General features: G+C 69.1%; 13 protein-coding genes. 8 read left to right on the top strand and 5 right to left on the bottom strand.

The window, feature by feature from the left end:
• Positions 1-151 precede the first annotated feature (151 nt).
• Entirely contained in the window at positions 152-4,252 is a 4,101-nt protein-coding gene (locus DES41_RS34255) for a chemotaxis protein CheB (protein ID WP_170168380.1), read from the top strand.
• A 139-nt stretch (positions 4,253-4,391) separates the two neighbouring features.
• Here DES41_RS34255 and DES41_RS34260 read toward each other — a convergent pair whose 3' ends face one another.
• Together DES41_RS34260 and DES41_RS38160 are read right to left on the bottom strand one after the other, a co-directional pair.
• Complete coding sequence (locus tag DES41_RS34260; protein ID WP_114472118.1) at positions 4,392-5,450, bottom strand: P1 family peptidase; 1,059 nt, start codon at positions 5,448-5,450, stop codon at positions 4,392-4,394.
• A 253-nt stretch (positions 5,451-5,703) separates the two neighbouring features.
• Positions 5,704-6,114: a hypothetical protein gene (locus DES41_RS38160; RefSeq protein ID WP_147283047.1), complete on the bottom strand. Its 411-nt coding sequence runs from the start codon at positions 6,112-6,114 to the stop codon at positions 5,704-5,706.
• On the opposite strand from DES41_RS38160, the gene DES41_RS34265 reads away from it, so the two are divergent.
• From DES41_RS34265 to DES41_RS34285, 5 genes are all read left to right on the top strand, one after another.
• Positions 6,113-6,997, top strand: coding sequence for a transporter substrate-binding domain-containing protein (locus DES41_RS34265; protein ID WP_114472119.1), 885 nt, complete (start codon positions 6,113-6,115; stop codon positions 6,995-6,997). The genes DES41_RS38160 and DES41_RS34265 overlap by 2 nt on opposite strands.
• Before the next feature lie 80 nt (positions 6,998-7,077).
• Positions 7,078-8,859, top strand: coding sequence for a sensor histidine kinase (locus DES41_RS39700; protein WP_147283048.1), 1,782 nt, complete (start codon positions 7,078-7,080; stop codon positions 8,857-8,859).
• The gene (locus DES41_RS34275; protein ID WP_114472121.1) at positions 8,856-10,193 is read left to right on the top strand and encodes a sigma-54-dependent transcriptional regulator; all 1,338 of its coding nucleotides are present in this window, start codon (positions 8,856-8,858) and stop codon (positions 10,191-10,193) included. Before DES41_RS39700 ends, DES41_RS34275 begins: the two co-directional genes overlap by 4 nt.
• 247 nt (positions 10,194-10,440) lie before the next feature.
• Positions 10,441-12,162: a zinc-binding metallopeptidase family protein gene (locus DES41_RS34280; protein WP_245966011.1), complete on the top strand. Its 1,722-nt coding sequence runs from the start codon at positions 10,441-10,443 to the stop codon at positions 12,160-12,162.
• A 17-nt stretch (positions 12,163-12,179) separates the two neighbouring features.
• Positions 12,180-12,614 (top strand): peptidase dimerization domain-containing protein, encoded by a 435-nt coding sequence (locus DES41_RS34285; protein ID WP_170168382.1) that lies wholly within the window; start codon positions 12,180-12,182, stop codon positions 12,612-12,614.
• 25 nt (positions 12,615-12,639) lie between these two features.
• On the opposite strand, the gene DES41_RS34290 is transcribed toward DES41_RS34285, so the two are convergent.
• Genes DES41_RS34290 through DES41_RS34295 form a run of 3 tightly spaced genes read right to left on the bottom strand, consistent with a single transcriptional unit; the run spans position 12,640 to position 15,236 of the window.
• Complete coding sequence (locus DES41_RS34290) at positions 12,640-13,650, bottom strand: tripartite tricarboxylate transporter substrate binding protein (protein WP_114472123.1); 1,011 nt, start codon at positions 13,648-13,650, stop codon at positions 12,640-12,642.
• The gene (locus tag DES41_RS38165) at positions 13,647-13,973 is read right to left on the bottom strand and encodes a hypothetical protein (protein ID WP_147283049.1); all 327 of its coding nucleotides are present in this window, start codon (positions 13,971-13,973) and stop codon (positions 13,647-13,649) included. Before DES41_RS38165 ends, DES41_RS34290 begins: the two co-directional genes overlap by 4 nt.
• A gap of 33 nt (positions 13,974-14,006) precedes the next feature.
• Positions 14,007-15,236 (bottom strand): CaiB/BaiF CoA transferase family protein, encoded by a 1,230-nt coding sequence (locus DES41_RS34295; RefSeq protein ID WP_114472124.1) that lies wholly within the window; start codon positions 15,234-15,236, stop codon positions 14,007-14,009.
• 265 nt (positions 15,237-15,501) lie between these two features.
• Between DES41_RS34295 and DES41_RS34300 the strand changes: the two genes are divergently transcribed.
• A complete protein-coding gene (locus DES41_RS34300) occupies positions 15,502-16,713 on the top strand; it encodes an ABC transporter substrate-binding protein (RefSeq protein ID WP_114472125.1) in 1,212 nt (403 codons plus the stop codon).
• The gene (locus DES41_RS34305; protein ID WP_245966012.1) at positions 16,697-17,566 is read left to right on the top strand and encodes an HTD2 family dehydratase; all 870 of its coding nucleotides are present in this window, start codon (positions 16,697-16,699) and stop codon (positions 17,564-17,566) included. Before DES41_RS34300 ends, DES41_RS34305 begins: the two co-directional genes overlap by 17 nt.
• Positions 17,567-17,581: the final 15 nt, after the last annotated feature.

The raw sequence follows: 17,581 nt of genomic DNA on the forward strand, positions 1-17,581 counted from the left end.
CCGACATTTTTTTCAGGTCGGCCGGGCTGAGCGGTTGATCGACACTTGTCGGTCGACCACGGTGCGAAACGATCGGTTGACGGAGGTCCTCGAACCGCGTTCGAGCACGATCGTCGAACGACGGCACCTGCGAGCAGCACAGGAGAACACAGTGAGCACCGAGACCTTCGCCGACCCCGAGGAGACGCCCATCGCCAAGAGCCATCTGGGCTTCCCCGTCGTGGGAATTGGTGCCTCTGCAGGGGGCATCGCGGCGCTGCAGGGGCTGCTTGGAACCATCCCCGTCGACTCGGGCATGGCGTTCGTGGTGGTGATGCACCTGTCGCCCGACCACGAGAGCATGCTCGGTCCCATCCTGGAGCGGGCCGGCAAGCTGCCGGTCACGACCGTCGTGGAACCCACGCCGATCCAGGCCAACCATCTGTACGTCATCTCGCCGGCCATGAAGCTGCAGATGACCGACGGGCACCTCCAGGTGTCGCCGCTGGTGACGGTAGAGGCGCGGCGGCAGTCGATCGACATGTTCTTTCGCAGTCTTGCCCAGGCGCATCAGGAACGGGCTGTGTGCATCGTGCTGTCCGGTACGGGCAGCGATGGTGCCCAGGGTTTGCAGCGCATCAAGGAGGTGGGTGGCGTCGCGCTGGCCCAAAGTCCGGAGGACGCCGAATTCGACGGCATGCCACGTTCGGCCCTGCAGACCGGCCTGATCGACTTCGTGCTTCCCGTGGGCGAGATGGCCGACAAACTGGCGCTGATGTGGCACAACGCCCAGCGCATCGAGTTGCCGGCACCACCGCCGGACCTGGACGTCGAGCGGCCCACTGCCGATGCAGAGTTGCTGGCAGAGGAGGCGCTGCTGTCGATCAAGGCCGTACTGCGCGAACGCACCGGCCACGACTTTGGCCACTACAAGCGGGGCACCGTGCTGCGGCGCCTGGAGCGGCGCATGCAGGTCAACGCGCTGCCGGACCTGCCCAGCTACCGGCGCCTGCTCGACAGCGAGCCCAAGGAAACGCAGGCGCTGCTGCAGGACATGCTGATCAGCGTGACCAACTTCTTTCGCGACCCGGAAGCGTTCTCCGCGCTGGAGGCCGCACTGCAAACCCGGCTCGCAGAGCGTCCCAGAGGCGAACCGTTCCGTGCCTGGGTCGTGGGCTGCGCCACCGGCGAGGAGGCCTACTCCGTGGCGATCGTGTTGCGGCAGCTGCTTGGCCGCGAGGGCCCCGCCATCCAGCTCTTCGCTTCGGACATCGACCAGCGGGCCATCGTCGCGGCGCGCACCGGGCTGTTTCCGCTGTCCATCGCCAACGATGTCTCGCCGGCGCGGCTGCGCGAGTTCTTTGTCGAGGAGAACGGCAGCTACCGCATCGCCAAGTCGATCCGCGAGAGCGTGGTCTTCTCGGTGCACAACGCCCTCAGCGACCCGCCGTTCACGCGCCTGGAGCTGATCTGCTGCCGCAATGTGCTGATCTACCTGGACCGGGTGGCCCAATCGCAGGTCCTGGGCACCTTCCATTTCTCGCTGAAGCCGCGTGGCGTGCTGTTTCTCGGCAGCTCCGAGACGGCCGATGCCGTCGACGGCCTGTTCCGAAGCCTCGACAAGACGCACCGCGTCTACTCCGCCAGCGCGGTGCCGACGCGGGCACGCGTGCTGCCAGCCCTGCCGCCACAGGTGCAGGTCGCGCCGCCTTGGAACGACCCCGTCGCCGAACCCTCTCCAGCCCTGGTCCCACTCGAAGCCCTGCATGAACGCGTCGTGCGCAACTACGCGCCGCCGACCATCCTCGTCGACGCCGACGACACCGTGCTGCACGTCAGCCAGCGCGCGTCGCACCTGTTGAGGTTTCCGGCGGGCGCCCCCAGCAACAAGCTGATGGCGCTCGCCCGGCCAGAGCTGCGCGCGGAACTGCGCGCGGCCATGGCGCGCGCCGCGGAGACGGGCCTGACCGTCGAGGCGCCGCGGGTCGAACTGGTCATCAACGGCCGGACCAAGACGGTCACCATGACCGTGCGGCCCGCGGTCGACGAGGTGCCCAAAGGCCTGCTGCTCGTGGTGTTCGACGAAACCGACGAGAGCCTGGCCGAGCGCGTCGAGGGCGCGGTGGTCCGCAATCCCCTGGTCGAGTCGCTGGAGGCCGAGCTGCTGCGGACCCAGGCGCGGTTGCGCACCACGGTTGGCGATTCGGCGGCGTCGACTGAGGAGCTGCGGGCGTCGAACGAAGAGCTCCAGACCATCAACGAAGAGCTGCGTTCCACGACCGAGGAACTGGAAACGAGCCGCGAGGAGCTGCAGGCCGTCAACGAGGAGCTCACCACCGTCAACGCCGAGCTGTCGCTCAGGATCGACGAGACCGGCAAGGTCAACGACGACCTTCACAACCTCATGATCCTGGCGGACATCGGCGCCGTCTTCGTGGACAAGGGCCTGGGCATCAAGCGCTTCACCCCGCAGGTGACCACGGTCTTCAACCTGCTGGCACCAGACCTGGGCCGCCCACTGCGGGACATCACGCACAAGCTCGCCTATGCGCAATTGGAATCCGACCTGGTCGAAGTCATGCGGCACCTCAAACGCGTGGAGCGCGAGATCCGCTCACAGGATGGGCGCTGGTATCTGGCACGCGTGGCGCCGTACCGCACGGTGGACGATCGCATCGACGGTGCGGTGCTGGTGCTGTTCGACATCACTTCACGCAAGGCAGCGGAAGATCAGTTGCGCGTGACCGAACAAAGGATGGCCCTGGTGGCGCAGAGCATGCGCGACTACGCCATCGTGACCATGAGCCCCGCGGGCCTGATCGAGACTTGGAGCGTCGGTGCCGAGCGCATCTTCGGCTATGAGGCGAAAGAGGTGCTGGGCCAGCACTTCGCGGTCCTGTTCACCGAAGAAGATCGGCTGGCGGGCAAGCCGGAGGAAGAGTTGCGCACGGCGCGCGAGCACGGTCGGGCAGATGACGACCGCTGGCACCTGTGCAAGAACGGCGACCGCATCTATTGCAGCGGCATGACGACGCCCCTGGGCGACGATGGGTCGATCGGCTTTGCCAAGATCGCGCGCGACTTCACGGAGACCGAACTGCTCGAGCAACGGCGCAAGACCGAGTTCGCAGCCGAGCGGGCCAGCAACGGACGGCTGCAGCAGAACAGCGTGATGAAGGACGAATTCCTGGCGGTCATGGCGCACGAACTGCGCAATCCGCTGTCCGTGATCCATCTGAACGTGCAGCTGTGGTCCCGTTTGCCGAGCACCGTGAACGATCCGCGCGCCGCGCGGGCGGCCAAGACCATCACGGCTGCGGTGGCGAGCCAGGCACAGATCATCGAGGACTTGCTGGATGTATCCCGCGTCAACATGGGCAAGATCGCGCTGGACCCGTCGCTGCTCGATCTGGCGGAGCTCACCCAGACCGTGGTGGACGCAGCGAACAACGATGCCCGGGCGAAGGAGCAAACGCTGGACGCACAGCTCGCCACGGCCCGCATCTTTGCCGACCCGGTGCGGATCGAGCAGATCGTCTGGAACCTGGTCTCCAACGCCGTCAAGTTCACACCGGCCAAGGGCTCGGTCAAGGTGCGGCTGTCCACCAAGGGCGGCATGGCCAGGCTGGAGGTCGCCGACACCGGCATCGGCCTGGAGCACAAGGACCTGGACCGCGTCTTCGACATGCTGCAGCAGGTCGAAGTCGGCGGCGGCCGCCACAAGAAGGGGCTAGGCATTGGTTTGGCGCTGGTCAAGCAACTGGCGGAACTGCACGGGGGGCGGGTGCAGGCCCAGTCCCAGGGAATCGGACATGGCTCGCGCTTCATCGTCTGGCTTCCGCTTGCCAAGGGCGACACGACCTCGGCGCCGGTCTTGGCCGAGAACGCTGGTTTGGCCGGCCTGTCGGTGTTGGTTGTCGATGACGAGCCTGAACTGCTTTCGGCGCTGGGAGAACTGGTCGAGGCCGAGGGCGGTCGGGTGACGATGGCCAGCGACGCCGAGACGGCGCTGGAGCTGGCCCGGCGCGGTGCGTTCGACGCTGTGCTGTCCGATCTGACGATGCCGGGGCGCGACGGCTTCTGGCTGGCGGCGCGCTTGCGCGAAGCCGAGGAAACGCGTCAGCTGCCGCTGGTGGCGGTCTCGGGGATGTCGCGCGCGGCAGACCGCATGCGGGCCATGGCATCGGGCTTCGACGCGCATGTGCGCAAGCCGCTGGACATGCCATTGCTCCGTGCCGGCATCCTGGAGGCGATGGCGCGGCGCCAGCCATGACAGGCTGCCGCCGACGGTGTCAGCACCCTTGTCGCGGGTGGCCTCGCGGATAGGCCCCTGGCCTCGGCTGGCATGCAAGCACCTGCGAGCGGCGCCGTTGCCGGCCGATGCCGTCTCGCCCCCGGCTACGCGAGGTCGGCTACGCGAGGTCGGCTGCGCTCGGATACCCGTCGATGCCCTTGGCGGCCCGGACGGCACGCACGACGGCGCGCGCCATGGCCTCGGCCGCCAGCATGCCCAGCAGGTTGGGGTTGCCCGTCTTGCCGGACTTGCCGGTGCCCACTGCGAAGATGGTGTCGCCATCGCTCATGGTGTGGACAGGGTTGATGCTCCGCGCAAAGCCATCGTGCGCCATCTGCGCGATCTTCTGCGCCTGTGCCTTGGTCAGCACAGCGTCGGTGGCGATCAGGCCGATGGTGGTGTTGGTGCCGGCCAACAGCCGCTCGGGAACCTGCCCCGACGCGATGGCGCGCCGCGCATCCAGCAGCCTGCGGCCGTCTTCGGTGCGCGCGCCGGCGATGGGTTGCGCCGTGTCGGGGTCGATGATGTCTCCCACCGCATTGGCCACGACGATGGCCCCGACCGTGAGGCCGGCCACCTGGATCGAGGCCATGCCGAGGCCACCCTTCATGGCGCGCCTGGCGCCGAACAGCTTGCCCACCGTGGCGCCCGCGCCGGCACCCACATTGCCTTCGGCCGGCCGGTTCGCGCTCGCGGCTTCGCATGCGCGGTAGCCGGCTTGTGCATCGGGGCGGATGCGGGCGTCGCCGACACCCAGGTCGAAGATGATGGCCGCGGGCACGATGGGCACGTGGGTGACGCCCACGTCGAAGCCGATCTTGCGCTCCTCGAGATAGCGCATGACGCCCGTGGCCGCATCCAGCCCGAAGGCGCTGCCCCCGGACAGCATGATCGCGTGCACCTTCTCGACGAGGTTGGACGGCTGCAGCAGGTCGGTTTCGCGCGTGCCCGGTGCCGAGCCGCGGACATCGACGCCGCCCACCGCGCCGTCCTCGGTGACGATGACCGTGCACCCCGTGGGCCGGCGGCTGTCGGTGAAGTGGCCGACGCGGATGCCGGGCACGTCGGTGATGCTCCCGGCATCGTCCTGCCATGCGGCGCGCGGCTGCGCGAGCGCGAGGCGAAGGGGCAGGGCGCTGAGAGCGCTTGCGCCGGCAACGAAAAGGCGTCGGTCCATGCGGTGTGTCCTGGTGGGGTGGGCTTCCAGGAAGTTTCGCATCATCGCGAACGCCCGATCCGTGCAGCGCCTTGCCCGGCGCTCAACCAATCCGTGACGAACCCGGGCACGTCACCATGGTCCTTGGTCCGCGAGGTGCCGGTCTGGTCCGACGGCGTTGCCCCCCATCGTTGCGACGCGCGCGCGGCGCCGAACAAATTGTTTCCTGTCCTGGCCCCCGCACGCGCACCGCAACCTGCTGACGGGCCCGCCGCTACGCGACAATCCCGCCGCCCCGGGCAGCATGCCGTGCGCCCGGTGGCGCCGAATGCCGCCCGATGCCGTTGCACCCTTTCCTCATCCGCCGCGCCGCCGCCGCCATGGCGATGGCCGCCCCCCGCCGAACCGGCCCCCGTTGCAGATGCTTCGACGCCATGCAGGCGGCGCAGAGCCGCGTCACGACGACCGGCCAGCGGTTCAGCGGCGCCTGCGGCAGGCGGGTCGGCGTGGGCCACGCCCTGGCGCGGCGAGGACGGATTTCCGTTCGCGCGCAGGCGGCACGGGCGGAAATCCGTTCGGCCTGCTGGCCCGTGCCCAGCGCCCATGCGGCTGCGCGGTCGTTGGCACGCGGCGTGCTGCGCCCATGCAGGTCCGGCAGCCACGCGCCGACCTCTTCTTCGTCCATGCCGCGTCCATTCATCGCCATCTTCTGCTTCCTGCTGGGCACCGCCGCCGTGGCGCAGCCCACAGACACGCTCAAACGCATCGCCGACTCCGGGCAGATCAACCTCGGCCACCGCGAGTCGTCTGTGCCGTTCTCCTACTACGACGAGCGGCGCCAGGTGCTCGGCTATTCGCACGAGTTGATGCTGCGTCTCCTGGAAGGCCTCAAGGCGGAGCTGGGCTTGCCGGCGCTGACGATCAAGCTGGTGCCGGTGACGCCGCAGAACCGGCTTGCACTGGTGCAGAACGGCACCGTCGACATCGAGTGCGGCTCGACCACCCACAACCGCGAGCGCGCGCGACAGGTCGCGTTCTCCGTGTCCATCTTCAAGATCGGCACGAAGCTCATGACCGCGCGCGACTCGGGCATCCGCGATTTTCCGGACCTGGCTGGCAAACGCGTGGTGGTGACGGCGGCCACCACCTCCGAGCGCTTGCTGCGGATGTTCAACGAGAGCATCGGCCGCAAGTTCACGATCGCCGTCGCCAAGGACCACGGCGAGTCCTTCGCGATGCTGGAAGCCGGCCGCGCCGACGCCTTCATGATGGACGACGCCCTGTTGTACGGCGAGCGCGCCAAGGCCCAGCAGCCCGAGCGCTGGGTGGTGGTCGGCTCGCCGATGTCGTCGGAGGTGTACGGCTGCATGATGCGCAGCGGCGATGCCGCGCTCAAGCGCATCGTGGACGGCGAACTGACCCGCCTGATGCGCTCCGGCGAAGCCATGCGCATCTACGGCAAGTGGTTCCAACAGCCGATCCCCCCGCGCGGGCTGAACCTGAACTGGCCGGCCTCGCCGGATCTGCTGGAGCTGTACCGCGAACCGAACGATCGGCCCGTCGATTGACGACCTCTCGCCCAGTTGAGCTGCGCGATGCCCGGCGCGCGGCACGTCGTCTTGTGGGCGCCGCAGCCGCGTTGTTGCTGATGGCGGGCAGCGCAATGCTGGCCTACCGCGACGGCCTGGACCAGGGGATGGAGCAGCTGCAGGCAGAGTCCAACCACCGTCTCGACCTGTTCGCATCGGCGGTCGAGGGCATGGTCAAGCGTTCCGAGCACGTCCCTGCCACGGTGCAGCTGCACCCCGACATCGTGGCACTGCTGCGTGGGCCTGCCACGCCGGAACGCACGGCGGCGGCCAGTGCCTACCTGCGCCGCCTCAACGCGCATGTCGGCAGCCTTGCCGCGTTCACGCTGAACGACCGCGGTGTGGTCGTGGCCTCCAGCAACCTGGACCATCCGGACGACAGCCGCATCGGCAACGATGTGTCGTTCAGGCCCTACTTCCTGGAGGCGCTGGCCGGCCGGGTGGGCAGGCATTTCGCGATCGGCGTCGATGGCAAGACACCCGGCTACTTCGTGTCGCACCCGATCCATGACGGCGCCCACGTGATCGGTGTCGCCGCCATCAAGATCAGCCTGCAACCGATCGACCAGACATGGGCAATGGTCGGCGCGCCGGCGCTGCTGGCCGATGCCAACCGCGTGGTGATCCATTCCTCGCGCGTGGACTGGCGCTACACCTCGCTGGTGCCATCGACGCTGGAGCAGCGCGTGGAGCAGCAGCTCACGCGCCTGTACGACGACATGCGCATCCCGCAGTTCCCGCTGGTGCCGCAGCTCGATCCGCAGGTCGAACGCCAGCAGATCGGCGAGGAGCTGGTGCTGACCCGGCCGCTGGACGGCATGGACTGGCGGGTGATGCTGTTCCTCGACCTGAAGGACGTGCGCCATGCCGCGTTGATGCAGGCCGCCATGTCGGCGGTGGCTGCGGCCTTCGTCGCACTGCTGGCGCTGGTCCTGGTGCAGGCGCGCCGCATCCAGCGCCAGCGCCAGGAGGCACGGCGCATGCTGGAGAGCGCCAACGCCGATCTCGAGTCGAAGATCGGGGCGCGGACCCAGGACTTGCTGGACGCCAATGCACACCTCAAGCGCGAAGTGCGCGAGCGCGAGCAGGCCGAGCAGTCGCTGCGCGACGCGCAAGTGGAGCTGGTCCACGCCGCCAAGATGGCCATGATGGGGCAGCTGGCCGCCGGCATCACGCACGAACTGACGCAACCGCTGGGCGCCATCCGGACCTTGTCCGGCAACGCGGAGGAGTTCATGCGGCGTGGTCAGCTGGAGCCGGTGGCCAGCAACCTGTCCATCATCGCGCGGCTGACGGACCAGATGGGCAACATCATCCAACCGCTGAAGGCCTTCGCGCGCAAGTCTGAGCCCCAGCTCGTCCGCACGGACATCGGCCAGACCTTCAGCAACGCGCTGTTCCTGTACGGCTTGCGCCTGCGCAAGATGCTGGTTGCGTTGGTCAACGACTGCGCGCCGGGCACCGTCCACGCCTGGTGCGATGCGAACCGGCTCGAGCAGGTGCTGATCAATCTCATCGGCAATGCGCTGGACGCGATGGCCGCCACGCCGGCGCCGGAGCTGGCGCTGAGGGCCGGATGTTCGGAGGGCCCCGCGGGTGGGGTTCGGTGGACATGGATCACCGTCGAGGACAACGGCGCCGGCCTCTCGCCCAAGGCACGCGAGCAACTGTTCGAACCCTTCTTCACAACCAAGGCCCCAGGCGCCGGGCTGGGCCTGGGGCTGGCCATTTCCCGCGACATCGTGCGTGGCTTCGGCGGCGACATCCAGGTCACCGACAGGGCGGGTGGCGGCACATGTTTCCGATTGCAGATCCCGTCCGACGGGCCCAGACCGACATGAATCCAAGTGCGCTTTCTGTCCTGATCGTCGAGGACGATCCCCATGTGCAGCTGGGCTGCGTGCAGGCGATCCAGCTGGCCGGCCTGCCGGTCACGGCGGTGGCGTCTGCCGAGGAGGCGCATCCCCTGGTGCGGCCGGGCTTCGCCGGCGTCGTCATCACCGACATGCGGCTGCCGGGGCAGGATGGGCTGGCGTTGATCCGCTGGTGCCAGCAGCGCGACGCCGACATGCCGGTGATCATGATCACCGGCCATGGCGACGTCGGTTTGGCGGTGGAGGCCATGCGCAGCGGTGCCTACGACTTCATCCCCAAGCCCTTCTCGCCGGAGGCCTTGGTGGAGATCGTGCGCCGCGCACTCGAAAAGCGTGCGCTGACGCTGGAAGTGGCGGCCCTGCGCAAGTCGCTGGCCAGCCGGGCCGGGCTGGAGAGCCAGCTGATCGGCAACTCGCCGCAGATGCAGCGCGTGCGCCATCTGGTCGCCGAGGTGGCGGACTCGCCGGTCGACGTGCTGGTGCACGGCGAGACCGGCACGGGCAAGGAGGTGGTGGCGCAGGCGCTGCACACCCATTCCACGCGCCGCGGCAACCCCTTCGTCGCGCTCAACTGCGGCGGCATGCCCGACAACCTGCTCGACAGCGAGCTGTTCGGCCATGAGTCCGGCGCGTTCACCGGGGCGCAGAAGCGGCGCATCGGCAAGATCGAGCATGCGCACGGCGGCACGCTGTTCCTGGACGAACTGGAGTCCATGCCTCCGGGCATGCAGATCAAGCTGCTGCGCGTGCTGCAAGAGCGGCGTGTGGAGCGGCTCGGGTCCAACGAGGGCATGCAGGTCGATGTGCGCGTGGTCGCCGCGACCAAGGAGAACCTGCTGCAGCGGGCCAGGGAGGGAGGCTTTCGGCTCGACCTCTACTACCGGCTCAACGTCGTCACGATCGAGCTTCCGGCGCTGCGCGAGCGCCGCGAGGACGTGCCGCTGCTGACCGAGCACTTCATGCTGCTGGCGGCCAGCCGCTACAACCGGCCACACCCGGGTGTGACCCAGGAGCAGTTGCGTCGCCTGATGGCACACGACTGGCCAGGCAACGTGCGCGAGTTGCGCAACATGGCCGACTGCCTGGTGCTGGGCATACCGAGCGGGGTGCTGGGCGCTGGCGAGGTGCCAGCCGCCGACGTGCCCGTGCCTTCGCTGACCGAGATGGTCGACACCTACGAGCGCGGGCTGATCGCCGCGGAGCTGAGCCGCAACCAGGGCAACGTGGCCCACAGTGCGCGTGCGCTGCGCATCGCCAAGACCACGCTGGCCGACAAGGTGCGCAAGCACGGCCTGCTCTGAACGGGCGAGGGGCGGGACGGGTTTCCGTCCGCAGCTGGCGCGCAGGGGACGGCTTTCCGTCGCCGCCGCCACGCTGGTCAAAGCAGAAAGCTTTGAAATCAATGCATTTTTTCCTTCCCAGGGCAGCTGGCATATGCCTTGCAAATTGCCATCCGTCATCGTGTTGCAACACGCTTGGCGTATCGGCCGCAGGACCAGGCCCAGGGCCCCCTGCGGAACCCCGCGAAGACTCGAACGGAGAGCCTCCATGGCAACGCAATTCAAACTGAACCTGATGGCCTGCTCAGTGGCCGTGCTGATCGCCGGCTGCGGCGGCGGTGGCGACGACCCGCCGGCGCCGCCCCCGGAGCCCGGCAACCCCAACGTGCCCGCCATCTCTGCCGAAGTGCAGGCCGCCTCGCAAAAGATCGTGGCCGATGCGAACGTGCGCGCCGCCGTGGCCGAGTGGGACACCGCTGTCAACGCGCAGGAGCGTTTCCACCAGCACATGGAGCTGGTGCGCATCGCCTCGCCCTCGCGCGAGGAGTACAACCGCGCCCGCGAGATCAAGCGCCGCATGGTGCAGGAATGGGGCTTCGCCGAGAGCGAGATCCGCACCCGGGAAGACGGCAATCTGCCCGGCTCGGACGTGCAGCTCGTCGATGGCCTGCCCGTCTACAACATCTGCGCCGAGATCAAGGGCAGCTACTCCAGCTCCGCCGGCGCCCAGAGCTACCGCGGCCAGTACCCCAAGGTGCTGGTCGAGGGCCACATCGACACCGTCAACCCGGAGCGGCTGACCTACTTCTATGAGCCGGTGAAGTTGCAGCCCATCTCGCTGCCCATCGTCGAGACGCCGGCGCAGCTGGCCGCGGTCCCGGACGAGCTGGCCTTCGATGCCGCCGGCCGCATCGTGCAGGACGCCAACTACGCGCGCGCCCGCCGGTACTTCGACACCGCCGAGGCCGCGACGGCAGGTGGTGCAATGCGCATCTATGTGCCTGGCTACGGCGATGCCATGGGCAACGTCTCGGGCGTGCTGAACATCGCCAAGGCGATGAAGAAGTACAACATCAAGCCGGTCTACGACATGTGGTTCTGCGGCACTGCCGGCGAAGAAGGCAAGGGCAACCTGGCCGGCATGAAGCAGCTGTACGGCTACGACCAGAACAAGGGCACCGGCACCAACCCGCTGAACTTCGTCACCAACTTCGGCATCGACGGCGGCAGCGGCACCATCAACTTCATCGGCAGCTACCGCTTCGAGATGAAGTACTCGGCACCTGCGGGCCCCGGCACGAACCAGCCCAGCGCCTTGGAGGCCGCAGCGGCTTCGATCGCCAAGATCGCCGACATCAAGACCCCATGGGACGACAACAAGGAGGCGCTGAAGACCACCTACACGGTGGGCGTTGTCAGCTGCGAGGAGCCAGCCGCCGGCAGCACCGTGGTGCCCAGCTGCACCGTGCAGGTGGACATGCGCTCGCCGCGCCTGGAGCCGCTCAACGAGATCCGCAGCCGCATCGAACCGCTGTTCCAGGCCGGCGTGAGCGAGGAGAACGCGCGCTACAGCCTGGCCGACGCATCGGCGCAGGCCGTGAAGATGGAACTCACCTGGTTCGGTGACCGCCCGCCGCACGAGCGCACCAACCTGTCCGACGTGTCGATCCAGGCAGCCTGGCAGTCCGCCGAGATCGTGGGCGTGGACAAGCGGACCGAGGTTTCCACGGCGGCCAGCAGCCTGAACGACAACGTGCCCGCCGCCATCGGCGTTCCGACCATCAACCTGAACATCGCGACGTCTGCCACCGGTGGCGGCGGCCACGCCTTCTGGGAATGGGGCATCCCCGGCAACCAGGCCACCGAAGTCCTGCGCATGAAGCGCGTGATGGCCGCAGCGCTGATCGCCTCTGGCTTCCACGCCGCCGACGGCAGCGTGACGCCGCCGGCGGCCGGCCCGATCGGCAAGCGCACCGCCGAAGTCCAGTGAACCTCAGGAGAGAACCCATGAAGAAGACGATCGCATCCCTCTTGTGCCTGGCAGCGCTGGGCATGGCGTCTGCGCATGCTGCAGGCCAGACCAGCATCGTGGTCGAGTTCCAGGGCCCCGGCGGCCACAGCAACGGCGCCTATGGCCGCACCAGCGCCGTCCACGCCGCTGGTCGGGCACTGGTGAAGCTCAAGGGCGCCGGCCTGCCGGTGGGCTCGTACAGCGTGTCGGGCCTGAACGGAGGCAACTCGGTCAACAGCATCGCCAGCGACGCGCGCTACACGGTGACGGCCCTGAGCTCCGATCCAGGCGTGCAGGCCGCCATCGCCCAGCAGGTGGCGGCCACGGCGAAGGCCGGTGCCGACGCGGAGAACGCCTTCCGCGGCGTGAAGGAGGGCGACACCGCGGGTGGCGCGCGGGCGGACATCCGCTACACCGTGGCGCCGCAGTAGGCAGCCCGCCGCCGCAGCACGGCGTTCAGTCCAGCCGGATCCCGGCGACCTGGACGATGCGGCGCCACCTCGCCATGTCGGCCGCGAGGTGGTCGCGCAGGCTTTCCGGGGTTCCCCCGCCGGGCATGACGCCGTGCTGGGCCAGGCGCTGCCGGACATCCGGTGCGGCGAGAACCCTGCTGCACTCCGCGTGCAGCCGGGCGATGACGGCCGGCGGCGTCCTGGCCGGTGCGAACAGCCCGAACCAGGCGTTGACCTCGAAGCCGGGGAGCCCTGACGCGTCGAGCGTGGGCACCTGCGGCAGCTCGGGCACGCGGCTGCCCGACGTGACCGCCAGCGCACGGAGCTTGCCGCTCTCGATGTGCGGCAGCGCTGCGGGAATGGTCGAGAAGTAGACCTGCACGTGGCCGCCCAGCAGGTCGGACAGGGCAGGGCCGCCGCCCTTGTACGGCACGCTGAGCATGCGCGTGCCCGCCATGTGGTTGAACAGTTCGCCGGCCAGGTGCGCCGTGGTGCCCGTGCCCGAGTTGGCAAAGGTCACCGGCGACGCCGCCGTGTTGGCCAGCTGGACCAGTTCCCTCGCATTGGTTGCAGCGACCTTCGGGTGCACCACCAGGACCAGCGGCAGCGTTCCCACCAGCAACACGGGCGCGAGATCGCGGACCGTGTCGAAGCCCAGCTTGTACAGGCTCGGGTTGATGGGGAACGAGGTGATCGGCATCACCAGCGTGTAGCCGTCGGGCGCGGCATCCACGACATGCTGGACCCCCAGGTTGCCGGCACCGCCGGGCCGGTTCTCGACGACCACGGGCTGCCCGAGGGCATTGCCCAGGCGCTCGGCCAGCAGCCGCGCCGTGAAGTCGGTGCCGCCTCCTGGCGCGACAGGGACGACGATCCGGATGGGGCGGCTGGGGTAGCCGTCGGCAGCGCGGGCCGTGCCCGCCGCCATGCCGATCAAGGCCAGCGCGCGCTGCAGGACGGCGCGGCGCGAGCGGGGCAGGGGCGCCCCGGGCCGGGGGCGTGCGCAGTCTGTCATGGAGGTCTCCGAAGTGTGGAATGGGCGGCGTGCGCTGCTGCCGTGGCCGGTGTGCGCGGCGCCTGGCCGCTGGTCGCCGCGGCGGCGGGGGCTGAAGGGGCGGCCGCGCCGGCCGCGTGGCGCGCGCTGGCCGCCGAGGTGGCGCGCGGGGCGGCGCACTCCACCGCAGGCGACGCGGGCTCCAGCCAGAACAGCACCTGGTTCACGACATAGCAGGCCGGGTCTGCCTGCGCCCGTGCGTGGACGGTGGCGCCTGCCAGCGCGGCGCAGAACAAAGCCCGCACCGCCAGCAGGCTGCGGGACTGCTTGGTCTTCCTTGCCATGTCGCCTCCCAGGCCGATTGCAGTGGGGGCGGCTCAGGCAGAGGCGCGCACGGGTGCCCAGGCGAAGCTGTCGGGCTCGTCGGTGCCGACCGCTCCGCTCGCCACCAGGGCCGCGCATTCGGCGGCCGAGAGCCCCGCCTGCTCCAGCACCTCCAGCGTGTGCTGGCCGAGCGCGGCAGGGGGCAGGGTGGGGGCTGCATCGCCCGCGCCGGGGTGCCTCGGGAATTCCGGCACCTGGAACTGCAGGCCGCGGAAGGCCACATCGCGCAGCTTGCCGGCCGACCGGGCCTGCGGCGCATCCAGCACGCGCTCCAGCGGCAGCACCTCGGTGCAGCCGACGCCGGCGGCCTTGAGCCGGGCCACGGCGTCGTCGAAGGGCAGGGCGGCGATGGCGCGCCGGACCAGCGCCTCCACCTGCGTGCGCGCCTTCTTGCGGTCCTTGAGCCTGGCGAGCGAGGCGTCGGCGGCTTCGGGCAGGTCCAGCGCCTGGCAGAACTTGAGCCAGTGCCCATCGGTCAGCATCAGCAGGTAGAGCCAGCGTTCGTCCGCGGTCATGTAGGCGCCGTAGCCCGGCATGGCGAACTCGCCATGCGGTTCGCGCTCGGCCCGCCCCAGCAACTGGGTCTTGAGCTGCACGCCGACCAGGTCGCGCGCCGCGACATGCAGGCCGGTCTCGTACAGGCCGATCTCGACATGCCGGTCCGCGCCGCCGGCCTTGGCCTGCAGCAGCGATGCGAGCACACCGATCACGGCATAGGCCCCCGCGAACTGGTCGTGGTAGGAGGGGCCGAGCCGGCTCGGCCTGCCGTCGACCCGGTTGCCTTCCATGACGCCCGTCGCGGCCTCCGCCACGGGGTTGGAGGCCAGGTCGTCCTCCTGCGGGCCGGCGGCGTAGCCGCGGATGTGGCAGTACACGAGGTCTGGATTCAGCGCCGCGCAGTCCTCGCGGCGGACACCCAGCTTGCGCGCCGCCTTGGGCGCGAGGTTGTGGACCAGCGCATCCGACCGCGCCAGCAGCTGGTGCAGCGCGGCGCGGCCGCCCGGCGTGGACAGGTCGATGCAGGCGCTCTTCTTGCCGTGGCTGTAGGCAATGAAGGTGCCGCTCGGGCCGCCGCGCACCAGGCTGCGCGTGGGGTCGCCGGCCGGTGGCTCGACCTTGATCACCTCGGCGCCGAGCTGGGACAGGATGTGGGTGGCGAATGGCGCGGCGAGCATGGTGCCGATCTCGACGACCCGCAGTCCGCGCAACGGGGAATGGCTCATGGATGCCCTTTCAAAGAATGCATGTTGCATTCTTATGAGGGGCGGCGCGGCGGGAGTCGCCCGGCGCTGCTTTTGTTCATCCCATGAAAACCTTGGCGTTGCGCGTGCTCTCTTGCCCTGCGCCTCCCGCTAACGTTCGCTCCATCGGCCCTGCAGTCGCGGTGATCCAGGCGGTTGCAAAGCAGACAAACCGGGTGCAAGGCCCGTGCAAAGCGCCATTGCATCGGTTTAAAGAATGCATTTTATTTAATGAATCGGAGACACCATGCGCAGACGTAGCTTTCTCTCCCACGCCGCGGCGGCCGCCGCGGTGACGGCGCCCGCCCTCGGCCGGGCCCAGCAGGCGGCCCCGGGCATCGACCTGGCGAGCAAGACGGTGACGGTGGGGGCCTTCACGCCCATCACCGGGCCGGTGCCCTTCTACGCCATCCTCACGCACGGTGCGGATGCCTGCTTCAAGTGGGCCAACGAGACCAACGCGCTGAACGGCTGGAAGATCAACTACGTCACCTACGACGACGGCTACGAGCCCGCGCGCAGCGTGGCCGTCACCCGCCGGCTGGTGGAAGAGAGCAAGGTCTTCGCGCTGGCCGCGCCCATCGGCACCGCACAGTCCGTGGCCGTCATCCCCTATGCCAAGGAGGTCGGCCTGCCGATGGTCGCGCCCATCGGCGGTGCCACGGCGCTGTTCTCCGAACGGCTGGTGTTTCCGCTGCTGCCCGACTACGGCTGGTCCGCCGCGTCGACGCTGGACTATGTCGCCGGCGCGCCCCTGAACGCCGGACGCGTCAGCCTCCTGTGGCAGAACGACGAGGTCGGCCGCTCGGCCAAGCGCGGCTTCGACATGCATTGCGCGGCGCTCAAGAAGGAGGCCGCCGAATCCATTCCCTTCGAGATCCGCACCACCGACTTCACCGCACAGGTGCGCCGGCTGGCAAATGCCAAGTCGGACGCCGTGGTCTTCTTCGGCTCCAACGCCAACCTCGCGGCGGCGCTGAAGACGGCCGAGCGCATCGGCTTCACCACCAAGTGGCTGGCGCCGTTCTACACGGCCGATCCGACCACGCGCAAGCTGGCCGGGCCGCTGCTGAACGGGGTGTACTTCTCGTCCTGGCTGCTGCCTGTGGATGCCGACGACGCCGAGGTCAAGGCCTACCGCGCCAGCGTGGCCAAGTACTGGCCGAACGATCCCATCGGTGTGCTGGGCCTGAACGGCTGGACCAACGGCGCGCTGTTCGTCAAGGGCTTCCAGATGCTGCTGGCCAGCGGCAAGCCCCTGACCCGCCAGAGCCTCGTGGACGTCATGGAGACCATGAACAACCAGAACTTCGGTGGCGCACGCAACGTGGGCTTCAAGCCGAACGACCACCGCGGCACGCGGCAGGAATGCATCATCCAGGCGACGGCCGATGCCTTCAAGCTCGAGCGCGATTTCAAGGCCTTCCCGGCGGAGGTGTTCGATGCCAAGCTCGCCTGAAGCCGCCACCATGGGCAGCGACCACCATGAGGCCTGGATCGGCCGCGAAGAAGAGCGCAGCGAGCGCCTGCACCTCTCCGTCGCCCAGACCATGGCCGCCACGCTGGACCTGGAGACCGCGCCGGCTGCCGGCACCGCCCTGCCACCCGGCTGGCAATGGCTGTTCTTCAACCCGGCCCTGCGGCGCAGCCAGCTGGGCGTGGACGGCCACCCGCAGCGTGGCGGCTTCCTGCCGCCGATCGCCCTGCCGCGGCGCATGTGGGCCGGCAGCCGCATCCAGTACCTGGCCGACCTGCCCGTCGATGCCGTGGCCACGCGCCGCAGCCTGATCCAGAAGGTCGAGCAGAAGGTCGGCAAGCGGGGATCGCTGTGGTTTGTCACGGTGCAGCACCGCATCGGCTGCGGCGAGCGCGCCTGCATCGTCGAGGAGCAGGACATCGTCTACCGCGAGGCCAGCCCCGTCGGTGCGCCCCAGGCCAAGGCCGAGCCGCATCCGGACGAGGCCCGCTGGAGCCAGCGCGTGCGGCCCGACACCACGCTGCTGTTCCGCTACTCCGCGCTGACCTTCAACGGCCACCGCATCCATTACGACCAGGCCTATGCGCAGGGCGAGGAGGGCTACCCCGACCTCGTCGTGCACGGCCCGCTGACGGCGACGCTGCTGCAGCAGTTCGCTCTCGCGCAGGGCGACGGCCGGCCGCTGGCGCGCTTCGACTTCCGCGGCGTCAACCCGCTGTTCGTGGGCCGCGAGTTCCGGCTGGAAGGCAAGCCGCTGGCCGATGGCTCGCTCGCCCTGTGGGCCCGTGGGCCGGACGGCGAACTCGCCATGTCCGCCACGGCGGCGTTCCGCTGAATTTCCTTCCAGCAT

This window comes from Pseudorhodoferax soli (assembly GCF_003337555.1).
GTDB classification, from domain to species: Bacteria; Pseudomonadota; Gammaproteobacteria; order Burkholderiales; family Burkholderiaceae_C; genus Pseudorhodoferax; species Pseudorhodoferax soli.

Coding starts and splice junctions, on each gene's coding strand:
- DES41_RS34260 (WP_114472118.1), bottom strand. CDS start 5,450: ATGGACCGACGCCTTTTCGTTGCCGGCGCAAGCGCTCTCAGCGCCCTG.
- DES41_RS34265 (WP_114472119.1), top strand. CDS start 6,113: ATGCCGCGTCCATTCATCGCCATCTTCTGCTTCCTGCTGGGCACCGCC.
- DES41_RS38160 (WP_147283047.1), bottom strand. CDS start 6,114: ATGGACGAAGAAGAGGTCGGCGCGTGGCTGCCGGACCTGCATGGGCGC.
- DES41_RS39700 (WP_147283048.1), top strand. CDS start 7,078: ATGGCGGGCAGCGCAATGCTGGCCTACCGCGACGGCCTGGACCAGGGG.
- DES41_RS34275 (WP_114472121.1), top strand. CDS start 8,856: ATGAATCCAAGTGCGCTTTCTGTCCTGATCGTCGAGGACGATCCCCAT.
- DES41_RS34280 (WP_245966011.1), top strand. CDS start 10,441: ATGGCAACGCAATTCAAACTGAACCTGATGGCCTGCTCAGTGGCCGTG.
- DES41_RS34285 (WP_170168382.1), top strand. CDS start 12,180: ATGAAGAAGACGATCGCATCCCTCTTGTGCCTGGCAGCGCTGGGCATG.
- DES41_RS34290 (WP_114472123.1), bottom strand. CDS start 13,650: ATGACAGACTGCGCACGCCCCCGGCCCGGGGCGCCCCTGCCCCGCTCG.
- DES41_RS38165 (WP_147283049.1), bottom strand. CDS start 13,973: ATGGCAAGGAAGACCAAGCAGTCCCGCAGCCTGCTGGCGGTGCGGGCT.
- DES41_RS34295 (WP_114472124.1), bottom strand. CDS start 15,236: ATGAGCCATTCCCCGTTGCGCGGACTGCGGGTCGTCGAGATCGGCACC.
- DES41_RS34300 (WP_114472125.1), top strand. CDS start 15,502: ATGCGCAGACGTAGCTTTCTCTCCCACGCCGCGGCGGCCGCCGCGGTG.
- DES41_RS34305 (WP_245966012.1), top strand. CDS start 16,697: ATGCCAAGCTCGCCTGAAGCCGCCACCATGGGCAGCGACCACCATGAG.